A 16,735-nucleotide genomic window follows, 5' to 3' on the forward strand; every position below is an offset into this window, starting at 1 on the left:
CAAACTCTCAATACAGCAGCACAGCCACGCGATACGTCGTGAATCCCTGCCCCGCCTGCGCACTCGGGCAAGCCCCCACCGCAGCCGAGTGATACGTCCCCTGCGATATCCGTTGCACCAGCGCATCCGGCAGTTGCCCCGGATTCGACCCCTCCCAATGCACCACCAGCTTTGCGTTCGGCGACGTATTGCTCTGGCTTTCGCAGTTTGCTCGCGCCTCTTCCGTCGACTTCACAGACTGCATACCCACCTTCTGCAAAGCCCCCGTCACCTGGCTCTCTACCTCATCCCGCTTGGGCGTCGGCACGTGGTGCGCAAAATCCTCCACCGCATACAGCAGTCCCCCACTCTCGATCACGCCAATCCCAACAACATTCATCTTCGGATCAAGAAGGTTCGTCCGGTGCGACTGCGTAGTCGTCCAAATTTTTTGCAACTGCTCCGGCTTCTGTCCCTGCCCCGCGAGATTCTCCGCAATCGCGCCAAACTGAGCGCCCTGCTGCGCCGCACGCGCGATCATATCCGGCTCTCCCGGATACTGGTGCTCCATATCGCCCGACGCCGCGACCATCAGCTTCGCATGCTCTCGCGCCGCACGCGCCAGCGCGCTGTTCCACGCCAGCGGAGCCACTCCATGCTCAGCCCGAAACTGGTTCGCCATCTGCAGCAGCGCCCTCTCGGCAGGAGAGGCATCCACTTGCGCCATGCCGGTAGACCCTGCCATCATCACGCAAAACAAAACCGCCACAACTCGTCGAATCACACTCACCGGGCCTCCTCAGAAACCTGCAAATTTTCTACCGCAACGCCGCCGAAACCTGCTGTAAGCGTAATCCCCCTCTGACTGAAACGCATCTTTCTCTCATGTTTACCCTATGTAGTATACTATTTTAAGTAGTAAGCTACATAGTAAGGCGCAGGGGAAAATTCCATGCTTGAACTCAAGAATGTCTCGAAGAGCTACCGCAGCATCCCCGCGGTACAGGATGTAAGTTTCACCCTCAAGGCGGGCGAGATACTGGGCTACCTCGGCCCCAATGGCTCAGGAAAATCAACCACCGTGAAGATGGTGATCGGCATGATTCAGCCGAGCAAGGGCAAGGTCTTCTTTGCAGGAAAGAACATCCACGACGACCTCGCGTCGTACCGTGCGCAGCTTGGCTATGTGCCCGAGGAGGCACAGGTCTACAACCATCTCTCCGGGCTGGAGTACCTGCAACTGGTCGGCCGGTTACGCGGCATGTCGGAGAAGCTGATCGAGCGCAAGGCGCGGGAGCTGCTTCATCTCCTGTCGCTCGAAGCAGCGCAGTACTCCGCGCTCTCCGACTACTCCAAGGGGATGAAGCAGCGGGTCCTGATCGCCTCCGCGCTGCTGCACGATCCCAAACTCATCGTCTTCGACGAGCCGCTCTCGGGCCTCGATGCCACTTCAGCGCGCCTCTTCAAAGATCTTCTGGGAATTCTCGCGCGCGAGGGCAAGGCGATCCTCTACATCTCGCATGTGATGGAAGTGGTCGAGCGCGTATGCGATCGCGTGATCGTTCTTGCCAAAGGCAAGGTCGTCGCCGATGCCGCGCCCGACGACCTCACCCGGCTCATGGAGCTGCCGACGCTCGAGAGCGTCTTCGCGCAACTGGTGCAGCAGACCGACACGGCGCAGGTCGCGCAGCAGATGGTAGACGTCATGAAGGTGCACCATGGCTAAGAAAAACAGCGTCACTCGCGTGCTTGTCGACCACTTCTTCCGCCGCTTCTTCGACAACGACACCATCCAGGTCGATGGCGACACGCTGACCACCGTGGTGCGTGCCGTCTCCGTCGTAGCCATCCCCGGCCTCTTCGTCGCCTTCTTTCTGCAGAACCAATATCCGCGAAGGTCCCTGTGGGGATCCATCGAGGACCAGTACTTCTTTGTGCTGTTTTCATTTGTCGTCATGGGCGCGGTATCCATCTTCGAATGGGAGATGCTCTTCCCCGATCGCCAGGACTTTCTCATCCTCTCACCGCTCTCCCTGAAGCGGAAGCAGATGCTCGCCGCAAAGGCAACGGCACTGATCGCCTTCATGGCGCTGTTCCTGTTCGGCTGCAATTTTTTCGGAACGCTTCTGTTGCCCATGGTGAGCAAGGGCAACTTCTATCGGCAGATCCTCGCCCATGCAATCGCCGTGACGATGGCAGGCGTCTTTGCTGCGCTGTTCTTTCTCGCGCTGGGCGGCGTGCTGCTCTGCCTGCTCGGTGCCGCACGCTTCCGCATCGTCTCGCCCATCATGCAGATGCTCTCCATCACTGCACTGGCGTTGATGCTGCTGCAATATGCGCAATACGGCGACTCCATGCAGGCGCTATTATCAGGGCCGCTTGGAACAATGCGCTGGATGCCGCCGCTCTGGTTTCTCGGCATCTACGAGCAACTCCTGCATGGAGACGCCGCACCGGCATTTGCGCGAGAGATGTCACGCTTCGCCATCCGCGGAACTGCAATCGCGGCGGCCCTCGCGCTGCTGACGTATCCCATGGCATGGGCAAGAATGCGCAGGATGGCCATCGAAGGTATCTCGAGCAGAAGGCGGCAGCCATCGCGCTGGCTCGCCGCACTTGTACACAGCATCGTTCGACGGCCCGGCGAACGCGCCGTATTTCACTTCATCGGACAGACCATCGCGCGCAACAATCGCTATCAGATCTATCTCGCAATGTACGGCGGTACCGGTCTCGCGCTGGCAATCGCGTGTGCGGTCAGCTTTCCTGTCCACGATGGCATCGTCCACCTGGCCCTCTCCAGCAAAGGACTGCACGCGGTGATGCCTCTGCTCTTGTTCTGGGTCATTGCCGGCCTGCGAACCGCCTTTGCCTTTCCTCTCAATCTCTCCGCAAGATGGGTCTTTCGCATCACCGGCGTAAGCCTTGGCGAGTGCACCGCCGCCGCGCACCGGTGGGTGCTCTTATGCGCCACCGGCGTGATGGCCTGCATCGTGGCCACTCTGCACTTCGCAGGTTGGGACGCGCGGCAACTTCTGGTGCAGGCAGTCTGCGGACTATGCCTTTGCATCCTGCTGACCGACGGCTTCTTTTTCTTTCTGCAAAGCGTTCCGTTCAACCAGCCAAGAATGCCGGGCAGAACCAGCTTTCCTCTCATGCTGACGCTTTATGTGGGAGTGCTTCCTCCGTTCATCTTCGGCGTGATCTACACAGAGATGCAGATGGAGAGAACCCTCGGCAAGCTTCTGCTGCTGGCAATCATCACTGCTGCGATTCATGTTGCCTTACAAACATTCCGCAAGGGATACGAAGAGATCGAGGAAGAGATGGAGGGATACGACGGCGAGTTCCAACTGCTCGGCCTAAGCTGGCGATAGCAACCTGGTGCACCCCTCAACTCGCCTCTGACTCACGTCATCTCGACTCATCCTCTACTCAATTCACTCCATTACACACGTCATCTCGACCGAAGCCGCGCAGCTTTATCGCGCGGCGCAGTGGAGAGACCCCTGTATTTCGCCCTTGCCGTTGTCTCACCTCCGCCATGGGCCGGATTTACAATCGATATGCCATGTCCAAAGCACTCTTTTGCCCCATCTGCCGCAAAGTAGTCCTCGCCACCGACGAGTACTTCCCCTTCTGCTCCGACCGCTGCCGCATCCTCGACCTCGGCAAATGGGCCAGCGGCGACTACAAGATCTCCTCCCCGATCCAGGACCCCGACGAACTCGAAGAGCTCGCCCGCTCCAACTCCGAACGCCATCCCAACTCTAGCGACGAAGACTAAAGTCAGCTATGGACTTTGCGCTGAAGCAGTTGCTGCGCACTGCACCGGTCTAGCCTCTCCAAAAGTGGATCATGCGATAAACCCACTAGCTCGGAGAGTCATTACGAGCTCTAGCCAGATTTGTGCTTGGACATGAGCAAAAATACTAAACTTTGGCTTAGCTTCGCGGCAAGTATGACGCTTTATTTGATTTGGATGTTTGTTTTCAACTTTTGACCATGGGTTAGCCAACGTATTTATTGCCTTTGCTTACCTAGATGGGGAAGGAGGAAAATCACAGCGCAAGACCGCTAAACTAAACTCTGAACGACATGGCCAACTCCAACATCCAACTTCACCCACCCTCCGAAAAGAAAACCCTTTGGGCCTGGCTCATCGGCACCTTCTTCGGAGCAGGTCTGCTCAAACCCGGCCCTGGAACCTACGGCTCCATCGCCGCCGTCCTCCTCTGGTTCATCGCCGCCCATATCTTCCCCGTCAGCAGTCTTTGGCTGACCATCGCCACGATCATCGCAGCCATTATCGTCACCCTGATCGGCATTCCAGCCGCGACCATCGTAGCCCGCGAATCCGGCCGCGAAGATCCTGGTCACGTCGTCATCGATGAGGTCGCCGGCCAGCTCATCGCCCTCATCGCCATTCCCGCCGACTGGCAGCACGCCGCCCTGAGCCTCCTGCTCTTCCGCCTCTTCGACATCCTCAAGCCTCCACCGATTCGCCAGCTCGAACGTCTCCCCGAAGGCACAGGCATCATGCTCGACGATGTAGCCGCCGGTATTCTCGCCCTCATCGTCGCGCAACTGGCGCACCTCTTCTTCTAGCCTTGCGCTCCCTCACCGCAACGCATACCGTAAAGACTCAATGAGCCTCTTTCATCCCCATGCCGACGCACCACATCTCCACCTCGTCACTCCGCCTGCAGCGATGCCCGGAGGAGAAGCCGAGATCCACGGCAGCAATCTAGGCCCAGCCTCGCACCTCATTCCCAGCGCCACCATCGGCGACACTACCGCGGCTGTCACTCTGAGCCGCCCCACTCGCGCCACCGTCCGCATCCCCGACGGCACCATCACCGGAGACCTCGTCCTTCACCGCAACGGAGCCTCCAGCAACCCGCTGAACCTCCGCATCGCCGTGCCCATGGCCGAGAATCTACATCCCGTGGCCAACCCGGCAGTCGATGCCGAAGGCAACGTCTACGCCACTCTCTCGGGCGGACGCGGCCAGGAGACGCCCGTCTCCATCTTCCGCATCCAGCGCGATTTCCAGATGACGCCCTTCGTCCGCGGCCTGCTCAATCCCACCGGATTGGCCTTCTCTTCCGACGGCTATCTTTATGCCAGCTCCCGCGCCGAGGGCACTGTCTACCGCATCTCTCCCGAGGGAGCGATCTCTACCTACGCCGAAGGCATGGGCATCGCCACCGGCATCGCCTTCGACCGCGACGGCAACCTCTTCGTCGGCGACCGCTCCGGAACTATTTTCAAGATAGCGCGCGGAGACGCAAATGGCAGCAGCGGCGAGATCTTCGTCTACGCGACCCTCGAGCCCAGTGTCGCTGCCTATCACCTGGCCTTCAACGACGAAGGCGTTCTCTTCGTCACCGGCCCCACAACCAGCAGCAATCAAGCCGTCCACGCCATCGACCGCGACGGCAATACGACGGTCTTCTACCAGGGCCTTGGCCGCGCTCAGGGCATGGCCTTCGACGTAGACGGCAACCTTTATGTTGCGGCCAGCCTGCACGGCCAGCGCGGAATCATCCGCATCACGCCCCAGCGCGAAGCGACCCTCGCCGTCTCCGGACAGAACCTCGTAGGTCTCGCCTTCCTTGAAGACGGCTGCGCAGCCCTGGCCACACGAAACGCCCTCTACCACGTAGCGCTCGACATCGAAGGTCGTCCGCTGATCTAGGTTGTATCGACAGATTAACTGGGGTAAGTGATTGATCCTGTATTGGGGCAATGAGCGGTGAGAGCGAATTCCGCGCTGAAGGCGCGGTCTATACCAGCATGGGGTGCAGCACCATGGAGAGGAAAGACAGGCAACTCAAGGGCTGAAGGCCCGAGCTATCCTCTTCGAATAGGTCGATACGACCTGGCAAGTCCTTCAGGAAATCCCCTTGCACCCTCAATTTGTTTTCACTTTGAACCAACCCCCTTTGCTCGTGTAAAGTTATCCCGCGACCAAAGGGCGTCTGTACCAGACATCGTCTGCTAACCAGTAATAACTCCTAAGGAGGAGATGTGATCTCTCGACGTGAATTTCTCGACAGTCTTGCAGTAGGAGCGGCGGGCCTTGCTGTCAGCTCTACCGCCAAAAGCTATGCCCAGATTCTTGGTGCTAATGACCGTGTCAATTTTGCAGTAATCGGCCTCCACAGCCGTGCCTATGCCCATCTTGCCTCGCTCAAGGCAAACGAGAAGCATGCAAAAATCACCCACGTCTGCGACGTCGACAGCAACACTCTCCAGAAGTTCGCGGGAGCCGTCCAAAAGAAATTCGGCGAAACACCCGTCGCCGACAAAGACTTCCGCAAGACCCTCGCCTCCAAAGATGTGGACGCCATCACGATTGCCACGCCCGACCACTGGCACACTCCCATGGCCATCCTCGGACTCCAGGCCGGCAAGCATGTTTACGTCGAGAAGCCCTGCAGCCACAACCCTGCCGAGGGAGCTCTGCTCGTCGAAGCCCAGCGCAAATATCGCAAACAGGTCCAGATGGGCACACAGCGGCGTTCTTCCCCCATCTACATCGATGTCGTCCAGAAGATTCACGACGGCCTCGTCGGTCGTGCTTACTACGGCAAGGCCTGGTACAGCAATACCCGCAAGTCCATCGGCGTAGGCAAGCCCGCGCCCGTTCCCGCCGTTCTCGATTGGGATCTCTGGCAAGGCCCCGCTCCGCGCCAGCCCTATAAGGACAACGTGCAGCCCTACAATTGGCACTGGTTCAAGATCTGGGGCACAGGCGAGGCGCTCAACAACGGAACTCACGAGATTGATGTATGCCGCTGGGCGCTCGGGGTCGATCTTCCCAACCGCATCACCGCATCGGGTGGACGCTACCAGTTCAAGGACGACTGGCAGTTCTACGACACGCTCGACACCAGCTTCGAATACGACGATAAGCTCATCTCGTGGCAGGACCAGAGCTGCAACGGCATGAAGCTCTACAATCGTGACCGCGGCGCGGTCATCGTCGGCACCACTGGCAGTGTCATCCTCGATCCCGCAGGCTATGAGGTCTTTGACCTCGACGGCAAGAAGATCAACGAGGTCAAGGAAGGCAACGCAGCCGCCTCCTCCGATCTCACCGGGGCCGACAACATGACGGACCTCCACTTCGCCAACTTCATTGCTGCCATCCGCACTGGAGAAAAGCTCAATCAGCCCATCGACTCCGGCAACATCTCCGTCACCATGCTGCAACTCTCTAACATCGCCTGGGAGATGAAGCGTGAGCTGCACCTCAACCCGCAAAACGGCCATATCCTCAACGACGCCGAAGCAATGAAGCTATGGGGCCGCGAGTACGAAAAGGGCTGGGCTCCCCACCTCTAACCTGCACGAACGGCGCGGTCGCACCCAGCGACCGCGCTGCTTTATTTCTCCTTGTGCTAAAATTTAGAGACCGTTCGGTTCTAAACCGTATGGCAGATTGCCAATGGAGTTCGGCTCCAAGGATTCTGAATGAGCAAAGGCGAAGAAACTCGGTTGCGCATCGTCGCTGAGGCCGCTCCACTCTTCAACCAGCGCGGCTACGAAGGCTGTTCCATGCAGAACATCATGGACGCCACCGGTCTTGAAAAAGGCGGCATCTACCGCCACTTCGAAAGCAAGGAAGAACTCGCGGCAGAGGCATTCGACTTCGCCTGGGCGATGACCTCCAGCAGACGCAGGCAAAATCTCGACTCCATTCCCAATCCCGTCGATCGATTGAAACAGCACATCGCAAACTTCGTCTCCCGCTCCAGCTTTCCCGGCGGCTGCCCTCTTCTTAACACGGCGGTCGATTCCGACAACGGCAATCCTGTCTTAAGAGAAAAGGTCCGGAAAGCCCTGCGCGGCTGGCAATCCCTGCTGCAAGACATTATCAAAGAGGGCATTAAAGACGGCTCCATTCGGGCAGATGTGGATGCCAATCAAGTCTCCAACCTCCTCATCGGCGGACTCGAAGGTGGCATGTTGATCAGCCGGATTGAACGCAACGATCAAGGCCTGCGCGCTGCTCTCGAACACCTCGATTCTTATATCGAATCGCAAGTCCGCAAGACCTCCAAAGCCCCTTCTAAAAATCGCTAGTTAATATTCGCGAATCCTAACCCTCTCCTCTGCCTCTAATAGAGACCAATCGGTTTCTTTTATTTGATTTTGCGTGAGAGGCAATCTTGGCAACCCTTACACTCCCCGCCCCACCTCAGATCGCCACCCGGCGCGCCATCAATCCCTGGGTGATCGCTCTCACGGTCACGCTGGCGACCTTCATGGAGCTGCTCGACACCTCCATCGCAAACGTCTCACTTCCCTACATCGCCGGCGGCCTGGGCCGCAGCTTCGATGAAGTGACGTGGATCCTCACCACCTATCTCGTCGCGAACGCCGTCATCCTTCCCATGAGCGCGTGGTTCAGCCGCGTCTTCGGGCGCAAGAACTACTACATGGCCTGCGTCGCGCTCTTCACCGTGACGTCGCTCTTCTGCGGCATCGCTCCTACGCTCGGCGTCATGCTCGTCAGCCGCGTGCTTCAGGGCATTGGCGGAGGCGGACTGGCACCCGTCGAACAAGCCATCCTCGTCGATACGTTCCCACCAGCGCAGCGCGCCTCGGCCTTTGCGCTCTACACCGTTGCCATCGTCACCGCACCGGCCATCGGGCCGGTCCTCGGCGGCTGGATCACCGACAACTTCAACTGGCGCTGGGTCTTCTTCATCAATATCCCCATCGGAGCGCTGTCCCTCTTCCTCACCAACCGCTTCGTACACGACCCGCCATCGTTCGCCGAGGAGCGCAAGTCAGTTCGCCGCAGCGGCAAGCTTCGCGTCGATACGCTCGGCATCATCCTGATCGGCATAGGCTCCGCTGCGCTCGAAATCGTGCTCGACCGCGGCCAGATCGACGACTGGTTCGGCAGCAGCTTCATCGCATGGACCTTCGCCATCGCGCTGATCTGCTGGTCGATCGCGATCTATTGGGAGCTGCAGCACGACGACCCCATCATCGATCTGCACCTGCTCGCCAACCGAAATTTTTTTATCGCCGCGGCCCTTTATTTCATCTTCGGCTTCGGACTCTTCGCCAGCACAACCATGATTCCGCAGGTACTGCAATCGCTCTACGGATACCGCGCCATCGATGCAGGCTTGGTCCTCGGGCCGGGAGCTTTTGTCATCACGCTGCTCGCTCCGGTCGGCGCTCAATTGATACAACGCGGCATCATCCATCCGCGCGTCCTGGTCGCGATCAGTCTCGTGATCGTCTCCGCCTCAATGCTCTACTACAGCGGCTTCACCCTACAGACGGACTACAGCCACTACGCGTTGGCACGAGCCTTTCAGGGTCTTGGCTACGCCTTCTTCTTCGTTCCGGTCAGCGTCATCGCATACTCCCAACTCAAGCCCAATCAAAATAATCGTGCATCAAGTCTCACCAACCTCTTTCGCAACTGGGGAGGCAGTTTTGGCATCGCCTTCATCACTACCGTCAGCGAGCGCAGGCAAAACTTCCATCAATCCGTGGTGGGAGCAAACCTTACTCCCAGCTCACCTACCCTGCAGGAGTACGTTCACAAGACAGCGGCCTATCTCGCGCAACATGGTTATTCGCAGGCCGACTCCGTGAAAGCAGCGTACCTCTACTACTACTCTCAACTTGAACAGCAAACCCGTCTGCTCGGCTTTATGGACTGCTTCCGGATCATCGGCTGGGCGACTCTGGCGATGGTGCCGCTCACCTTCCTCATCCGCCACTTCCATGTCGGCGGCAAACCATCTGGCGGCCACTGATGCTCGTCACAAGGGCTGCGAAGAAGACTCCGTAGCTGAGGAATGCGTAAGAGGCACACCAACATTTTGCAACAGGTTCAACGTAAACAGTTCCGGCGGGTACTCCTCTTCAAATATCAGTTCTCCGGCTGACTGCGCCGAGGCAATCGTGCGCCACCGAGCACAGGCTGCGATCAACGCAAGCACAGTAAGGATGCCGATGAAAGCGATGGGTCGATGCAACATTCGCATCTCAAATCGTGCGGCGACAAGTGGAACCCACACAAGAAGGCAGCCCCAGAAAACAACATGCACCTTCGATTGGCCGGGCAGATAAGAACAGGTGAACGGAAGTTTGTGAAAACCGTACAGGCTAAACTCGACGACGATAATTCCTACGAGTGCGAGCAGCACAAGGTGCCCAGCGATCGCCCACGTCGGCCACCGAAGAAGAAAGAGAACAGCAAGGAACAACCAGACTGGCACCGCAGCAAGCGCGAATAATGCCCGCCGGATCGCCGAAAGATAGGCGGCTACAATGCGAATCTCGGTCATGCGAAAGATCCAGTTAGCCCGCAGCGTCAGCGGCATGGAAATAACAAGCCGAACTGCCATCACCGCAAAACACATTCCCCAGATACTGGCCACGAGAAACGAAACATTGACCGCGTCTCCAGCAGCCCCATGAAGCAACTTCAATAGCTTAAGAGATGTTTTTAAATACGCCAGCACGACGGCGAATGTAGCGCCCAGATAAAAGGAGAGCAGCATCCGATGCTGCCTGCTGCGTAGCAGCGTCCGAACGCTGAACAACACGACAGAGGTTTGCAGCAGGTTCCCGAATCGCGGTGACCAGTTGACTCGGGGAGCACCTGGCACGATATCGGGAGTCTCAATGATCTTGCCCATCATCCGGAAATACGCCATCAGGACAGAGAGCGCACCACCGAAGATCGCAACCGCCAGCCCAACCCATGCGCGTCTCGCGAGCGGCGCAAACGCTGGCAGCATCGATCCGTTGAACTGCTGAAACAGCCCCAGAAACCAATAGGACGGCAGCCATGCGAGCACCCGCTGATTTTGCGCTGCAACCAGGGCCTTTGGTGTCTCCAGCGAAGGCTCGAGGATGTAGACGCTGATGAAGAGGAAGAATGCCGCTACCTGTAACAGCGCCGACAAGCGCAGAAACTGACGGCGCGGCAGCAATTGCGAAGCGACTCCCTGTATTCCTAAAACGCAGCCGAACATAAATGCCGCGGCGAGCACCATCGTGGCCCAATAGGCTGCCAACGAATGAAACATGCCCAGGTAGCCACCGCCGTTCGTTGCAGAAAACATCTTTGGCCACACAAGGCCCGAGATGCTATTCAAGGAAAGAATCGAGAGACTCAGCGCCGCGATCAATGCTGATACTTTTGCCCGGAACAGCGTACTCACACGCACAGGCAACGGAGCCAACACCAGCACATCGCTACGGTCAGGAAAGATGGACTCCCAGCACAGCACCGAGAACAATCCGACCATCAGCATCGTAGTCGCAATCAGAAAGTGCTCCATTACCCAAAGGAAGTCTGGTGAAAATCCTCCGCCCGCAAAGATCAACCAGAAGGTGAAGAGATAGCTGATCCCGGCAAACAACGCTGCAAATTGACCGAGCATTCTTGTCGTATCCGCATCGGCCGACAACAACTCCAGATCGACCACACGCAGCAGGAACGCCTTATAAAGAATCCGAAACTGGCGCTTCTCCATATTGGGAGGTTTATGCATGAATAAGGTCCGCGATCTGCTTCGAGATTGCCACCGTATCTTGTTCAACCGCGAGCTGCGAGAAGATGCCTTCGAGCGTCGGCAGCGACATGAGCGTCCGCAGCCGCTCAATAGAGTCGTCGGCAACAATTTTGCCGCGATGCAGAATCACGATATGCGAAGAAATTCGTTCCACTGTCTCCAGCTCATGCGAGCTGAAGAGAACGACTTTACCTCGCCTAGCAAGCTCCTCAATCAAACTCCGCAGAATTAAAGAAGACCCAACATCGAGTCCGGAAAAAGGTTCATCGAGCAGGATGAGATCAGGATTATGCAGCAATGCCGCCGCCAGCAATATCTTCTGCCGCATTCCTTTCGAGTACGCCGAGATTCCTACGTGCCGGTCATCGTAGAGCGCAAACAAACGCAACAGCCCATCGATTCGCTCCGTGGCCAGCTTGTGCGCAAGATTTCGCAACTGCGCAACCATCACCAGGTATTCCGCTCCACTGAGATGTGTATACAGATACGGCTCCTCCGGCACATACCCCATTCGCTGCTTGTAAGCCATCAGGTCCTTGTGGATCGGCGTGCCGTCGAACAGGATCGACCCCGAGTTCATCGCGATCAGTCCGGTAATCATCTTCATGGTGGTCGATTTGCCGGAGCCATTTGGGCCGAGATAGCCCGTCACCTCACCAGTCCGAGCGCAGAAACTTACATTCTCTACGGCCGGAATGCTGGAGTAACGCTTGGAGACGTTTCGAACTTCGAGCATAGAGTTTACCTGCACCCTATGTAGCTCACTACTTATAGGATTGTCAAGCAATCATCGCGGGCAATTACTTCTCTGTTCGCGGCTGAGCATTTAAATTCACGCCTTCAAATCAAGATGGCGCAAACATAGCCGGAAACCGCTAACATCAAAAGAGAAGGTTATTTCCAGTCCTAATTTCACCTAAATTATGATCGCTGAAATCATCGCCGTCGGCTCCGAGATGCTCACGCCCCACCGACAGGACACCAACTCCCTGTACCTTACCGCTGGCCTCAACGACCTCGGCGTCGAAGTCGCCTTCAAGACCATCGTCGGCGATAACCTCCGGCACCTCATCGACGCCGCAAAGATAGCCATCGGCCGCGCTGACATCATCGTCTTTTCCGGCGGCCTTGGCCCCACCGAAGACGACCTCACCCGCGAGGCAGCCGCTTCCGCTCTCGGCATCGAACTTCACCCAGACCCAGCCATCCTCACAGCGCTGTACAAACGGTTCGCCGCGCGACAGATGATCATGCCGCCGAACAACGCCAAGCAGGCCGACGTGCTCGATGGAGCCGTGCTGCTTGAAAACAAAAATGGCAGCGCTCCCGGCCAATATCTCGACACAACTGTCAAGGGGCATCGCAAGATCGTCATCCTTCTCCCCGGCCCGCCCAGCGAGCTAAAGCCCCTCTTCGACGAAGCCGTGAAGCCGCGTCTCGCCACCGCACTTCCTCCGCGCCATCTTGCACGGCGAATGCTGCGCATGGCCCTGATTCCCGAGTCGCAGGTCGACGCCCGCTCTGCGCCTATCTACAAGCAATACACCGACATCGAAACCACCATCCTCGCGGGGCACGCCGAGATTCAGCTCCACTTTCTCTCCGCCAAGCCAACGCTCGCGGAGGCGCAGGCACGCGTAGACGAGCTGACCGAGAAGATTGAACACGAGATGGACGACGCTATCTTCTCTTCTCATGGCGAAAGCCTCGAAGAGGTCGTGCTGCTGATGCTCGGCATAAGGCATCTCACGCTCGCCACTGCAGAAAGCTGCACCGGCGGTCTTCTGGCGCAGCGCCTGACCGCCGTGCCGAATAGCTCGAGCGCCTATATCGGCGGTGCAGTCGCCTATACGCCCGAGCTCAAAACTACCTTCGCCGGTGTGTCCAAAGAGACCATCGACAGCAAAGGAACGGTCAGCGAAGAGGTAGCCCGCGAGCTCGCAGAAGGCATCCGCGCACGCACAGGCGCGTCCATCGGCGTCTCCATCACAGGGCTTGCCGGACCGGCAGGCGGAGCGTCCGGTCCCGACGCAGAAAAACCAGTGGGCCGCATCTATGTTGGCCTATCCGATGACCAGCAAACTACAGTAAAGGAGCTTAACCTGACAGGCGAACGTACCCGCGTCCGCTACTGGGCTACTCAACATGCCCTGGAACTCATTCGCCGCCACTTGCTCTAAATGTGCCAAACTATTTCATAACAATCACTTGATAAACTCATCGAGTAGACAATGACCCCCTGGATCCTCTCCATCTCGCTGGCCTATCTCCTCGGCTCCATCCCCTTTGGCTATGTCCTGGTGAAGATCTTCCGCAAACAGGACATCCGCGCCACCGGCAGCGGCAATATCGGAGCCACGAACGTTGCCCGTTCCGGAGCGAAGGGCCTAGCCATTGCCACCCTTCTGCTCGATCTCGGCAAAGCCTTCATTGCGGTCAAGATCGCACAGCACATTCTGCCCGGCAACTACGATCTTGCCGTGGCCGCTGCGGTAGCTGCCATCCTCGGCCATGTCTTTCCTGTCTGGCTGCGCTTTCGTGGAGGCAAAGGAGTCGCCAGCGCTCTCGGAGTTTTCCTCGCGCTTACCTGGCCCAGTGCCTTGGCCACGCTCGCTATTTTTGTCGTCATCTTCGCGCTGACACGCTACGTCTCACTGGCCTCGATCATTGCGGCGGCGGCCTTCCCAGTCTTTGGCTTGTATTTCATTACCTCCAGAACACCTATCGTTGTGACCGGCTTCTTTTTCATCCCCTTACTCATCATCGTCAAGCACCACCAGAACATCCGCCGCCTCCTCTCTGGGAAAGAGAGCCGCTTTGGCTCTCCCAAGGTGACAGCATGAGCCGCATTGTGATCCTCGGTGCAGGCGCCTGGGGCACGGCCCTCGCGCTTTCGCTTGCCCGCCGTGGCGGCCACCAGATTGTTCTATGGTCGCACTCTGCTCCGCTCGCCGAGCAGCTTAATGATGTAGGCGAAAATCTCCCTTATCTCCCCGGCTTCACGCTTCCCGCCGACATTCAGGTCACCTCCGATCTTCCCGGCGCGATCTTCGAAGCCGACATCCTGCTCTGCGTCACTCCTTCCCAGCATCTTCGCGGCATCATTGGCCACATCGCTCCCCTGCTGACGCGCGACCAGATCATCCTGATCGCGTCGAAGGGCCTTGAAGAGTCAACCTTCCTCCGCATGTCGCAGGTCGTCGCTTCGGTCACCAACAATCCCTGCGCCGTCCTCAGTGGACCATCGTTCGCCCAGGAAGTGGCCCTTGGCTACCCGACCGCTATCGTCGCCGCCGCCACCACATCTGCGCTCGCGCAGATCGTTCAGCGCGAATTTTCTTCGCCAACGCTCCGCATCTACACCAACGACGATGTCACTGGCGTCGAGCTGGGCGGCGCGTTGAAAAATGTCATCGCCCTTTCCTCTGGCGTCGTCCACGGCCTCAATCTCGGACACAACTCTGCCGCCGCGCTCGTCACCCGAGGCATCGCAGAGATTACTCGCCTCTCGGTCGCCTGCGGTGGCCGCCGCCAAACGCTTGCAGGGCTTTCCGGAGTCGGCGATCTCATCCTCACCTGCACCGGAAACCTCTCCCGCAATCGCTCTGTGGGAATCGAACTGGGAAAGGGCCGCCACCTTCCTGAGATCCTCTCCGGCCTCAACGGCAAAGTGGCCGAAGGCATTCAGAGCACTACCGCCGCACTCGGTTTGGCCGCTCGTTATGGGGTCGAAATGCCGATTACGGAACAAATGGACGCAATTCTCCACCACAATAAGTCGCCAAAAGATGCCATTCGAGACCTCATGGGCCGCCCCGGACGCGACGAATAGCCACCAATCCTGCCGTTGCGAATATCCATGGTCTGCCCCAACGGCATCTTATTCAAGATGAGTTCCGAGACGAGCAAACCGAACGATCCAACCGCCGACAGCCATCCCCCTGAAGACGACGGTAATTTTCTGCATGTAGTGATCTATGCGGGCATCTTCCTTGTAATCGGCCTCATCGTGGCCTTTGTCATCATCAAGGGAGTAGGGAAACACATCGTTCCCGGCAAGCACGATCCCCACCCGACCTCACAACTCGTACTTCCAGCTCCGAAAGGTCATGTATTGGCATCTCAATCCACTTCTGAATTACCATTCATATTTACGCAACAAAAATCTAAAGCATGTGTTTAGTAGAGTGAGAGTTGGACTTGGGTAACCTGCCCAGGCTGACACTCGAAGCCTGCTGTTCTCGCACTCCGGCACAATGTGGCACGACCGGACAAAACGAAGAATAAGCAGGAAGGTAAATCATGAAAATTTCTCGTCTCGTCAAAAACTCGATCAGCACCATCGCATTGGCAGGAGCGTTCTTGTTCGCCGCTCCCAGCCCGGCCCACGCAGGGGTCTTTGTCTCTGTCGCAATTGCTCCCCCAGTCATTCCCGTGTATGCGCAACCCCCCATCCCCGGCGATGGTTACATCTGGACGCCCGGCTATTGGGCCTGGACTGGCGAAGGCTACGAATGGGTCGATGGAGCCTGGGTTGAGCCTCCTTATGAAAACGCGCTCTGGACCCCCGGATACTGGGGTGGCGACGATGGCGGCTACTTCTGGAACGCTGGTTATTGGGGTCAGAATGTCGGCTACTATGGCGGCATCAACTATGGCTTCGGATACTTTGGCGTCGGCTTCTACGGCGGATACTGGGGCCACGGCCGCTTCTGGTACAACCGCGGCTACAACAACTTTGGTGGCCGTCACTTCGGCAACATCTATGATCGCCCGGTTCATGGCTTCAACGGCCGTCCCGGCGGCGCCAGCTTTACCAGAAATGGTGGAGGTCGTAACTTCGCCGGAAACCGTGGCTCGAACATCGGTGGCCGCAACTTCGGCAACCGCGGCTTTTCAAACAACGGCCAGCGCAGTTTCGCCGCGAACGGACAGCGCAGCTTCAACTCTGGCAATCGCAGTGCCTATAACGCAAATAGCCGCCAGTCGTTCAACGGTGCACGGAGCTACTCTCAGTCTCAGGGTTCGCGCAGCTACGCGCAGCCAAGTCAACGCAGCAGCGGTGGCCAAAGCCGCAGCGTCTCCAGTGCCCCCCGTGGCAACTCTGGTGGCGGTGGCAGCTTCCACGGAGGCGGTGGAGGTGGCGGCGGCTCCCATGGCGGTGGCGGCGGTGGCCATCGGTAACAGCTAAC

General features: G+C 58.1%; 16 protein-coding genes. 13 read left to right on the forward strand and 3 right to left on the reverse strand.

Translation table 11 applies throughout. The features are described from left to right. Positions 1 to 7: 7 nt before the first annotated feature. Positions 8 to 763 carry a CAP domain-containing protein gene (locus GSQ81_RS04595; protein WP_158909500.1) on the reverse strand — a complete coding sequence of 252 codons (756 nt, stop codon included), beginning with the start codon at positions 761 to 763 and terminating at the stop codon, positions 8 to 10. A 168-nt stretch (positions 764 to 931) separates the two neighbouring features. Here GSQ81_RS04595 and GSQ81_RS04600 point away from each other — a divergent pair, with 168 nt between their 5' ends. The 8 genes from GSQ81_RS04600 (at position 932) to GSQ81_RS04635 (ending at position 9,773) form a co-directional block, all read left to right on the forward strand. Continuing rightward, a complete protein-coding gene (locus GSQ81_RS04600) occupies positions 932 to 1,705 on the forward strand; it encodes an ABC transporter ATP-binding protein (RefSeq protein WP_158909501.1) in 774 nt (257 codons plus the stop codon). Further along, a complete protein-coding gene (locus GSQ81_RS04605) occupies positions 1,698 to 3,356 on the forward strand; it encodes a hypothetical protein (RefSeq protein ID WP_158909502.1) in 1,659 nt (552 codons plus the stop codon). Before GSQ81_RS04600 ends, GSQ81_RS04605 begins: the two co-directional genes overlap by 8 nt. A gap of 194 nt (positions 3,357 to 3,550) precedes the next feature. Continuing rightward, positions 3,551 to 3,766: a DNA gyrase inhibitor YacG gene (locus tag GSQ81_RS04610; protein ID WP_158909503.1), complete on the forward strand. Its 216-nt coding sequence runs from the start codon at positions 3,551 to 3,553 to the stop codon at positions 3,764 to 3,766. A 311-nt stretch (positions 3,767 to 4,077) separates the two neighbouring features. Next, positions 4,078 to 4,587, forward strand: a complete 510-nt coding sequence (locus tag GSQ81_RS04615; protein WP_158909504.1) for a phosphatidylglycerophosphatase A — start codon at positions 4,078 to 4,080, stop codon at positions 4,585 to 4,587. Positions 4,588 to 4,627: 40 nt separating this feature from the next. After that, a complete protein-coding gene (locus GSQ81_RS04620; protein ID WP_158909505.1) occupies positions 4,628 to 5,680 on the forward strand; it encodes a gluconolaconase in 1,053 nt (350 codons plus the stop codon). Between the two features lie 332 nt (positions 5,681 to 6,012). Then, complete coding sequence (locus tag GSQ81_RS04625) at positions 6,013 to 7,332, forward strand: Gfo/Idh/MocA family protein (protein WP_158909506.1); 1,320 nt, start codon at positions 6,013 to 6,015, stop codon at positions 7,330 to 7,332. Between the two features lie 129 nt (positions 7,333 to 7,461). Further along, positions 7,462 to 8,073: a TetR/AcrR family transcriptional regulator gene (locus GSQ81_RS04630; RefSeq protein ID WP_158909507.1), complete on the forward strand. Its 612-nt coding sequence runs from the start codon at positions 7,462 to 7,464 to the stop codon at positions 8,071 to 8,073. Between the two features lie 86 nt (positions 8,074 to 8,159). Continuing rightward, positions 8,160 to 9,773 (forward strand): DHA2 family efflux MFS transporter permease subunit, encoded by a 1,614-nt coding sequence (locus GSQ81_RS04635; RefSeq protein WP_254059983.1) that lies wholly within the window; start codon positions 8,160 to 8,162, stop codon positions 9,771 to 9,773. Between the two features lie 6 nt (positions 9,774 to 9,779). Here GSQ81_RS04635 and GSQ81_RS04640 read toward each other — a convergent pair whose 3' ends face one another. Further along, a complete protein-coding gene (locus GSQ81_RS04640) occupies positions 9,780 to 11,522 on the reverse strand; it encodes a hypothetical protein (protein WP_158909508.1) in 1,743 nt (580 codons plus the stop codon). Continuing rightward, positions 11,515 to 12,279, reverse strand: a complete 765-nt coding sequence (locus GSQ81_RS04645) for an ABC transporter ATP-binding protein (protein WP_158909509.1) — start codon at positions 12,277 to 12,279, stop codon at positions 11,515 to 11,517. The genes GSQ81_RS04640 and GSQ81_RS04645 overlap by 8 nt, the downstream gene beginning before the upstream one ends. A gap of 187 nt (positions 12,280 to 12,466) precedes the next feature. Between GSQ81_RS04645 and GSQ81_RS04650 the strand changes: the two genes are divergently transcribed. The 5 genes from GSQ81_RS04650 (at position 12,467) to GSQ81_RS04670 (ending at position 16,727) form a co-directional block, all read left to right on the forward strand. Further along, complete coding sequence (locus GSQ81_RS04650; protein ID WP_158909510.1) at positions 12,467 to 13,723, forward strand: competence/damage-inducible protein A; 1,257 nt, start codon at positions 12,467 to 12,469, stop codon at positions 13,721 to 13,723. A gap of 51 nt (positions 13,724 to 13,774) precedes the next feature. After that, positions 13,775 to 14,386 carry a glycerol-3-phosphate 1-O-acyltransferase PlsY gene (gene plsY / locus GSQ81_RS04655; protein WP_158909511.1) on the forward strand — a complete coding sequence of 204 codons (612 nt, stop codon included), beginning with the start codon at positions 13,775 to 13,777 and terminating at the stop codon, positions 14,384 to 14,386. Next, positions 14,383 to 15,375, forward strand: a complete 993-nt coding sequence (locus tag GSQ81_RS04660) for an NAD(P)H-dependent glycerol-3-phosphate dehydrogenase (RefSeq protein ID WP_158909512.1) — start codon at positions 14,383 to 14,385, stop codon at positions 15,373 to 15,375. Before plsY ends, GSQ81_RS04660 begins: the two co-directional genes overlap by 4 nt. Before the next feature lie 27 nt (positions 15,376 to 15,402). Next, on the forward strand, positions 15,403 to 15,726 hold the full coding sequence (locus tag GSQ81_RS04665; protein ID WP_158909513.1) for a hypothetical protein: 324 nt from the start codon (positions 15,403 to 15,405) through the stop codon (positions 15,724 to 15,726). Between the two features lie 119 nt (positions 15,727 to 15,845). Continuing rightward, positions 15,846 to 16,727, forward strand: coding sequence for a YXWGXW repeat-containing protein (locus tag GSQ81_RS04670; protein ID WP_158909514.1), 882 nt, complete (start codon positions 15,846 to 15,848; stop codon positions 16,725 to 16,727). The last annotated feature ends 8 nt before the right edge of the window (positions 16,728 to 16,735 follow it).

The sequence above is a fragment of the Granulicella sp. L56 genome (assembly GCF_009765835.1).
Taxonomy (GTDB): domain Bacteria; phylum Acidobacteriota; class Terriglobia; order Terriglobales; family Acidobacteriaceae; genus Edaphobacter.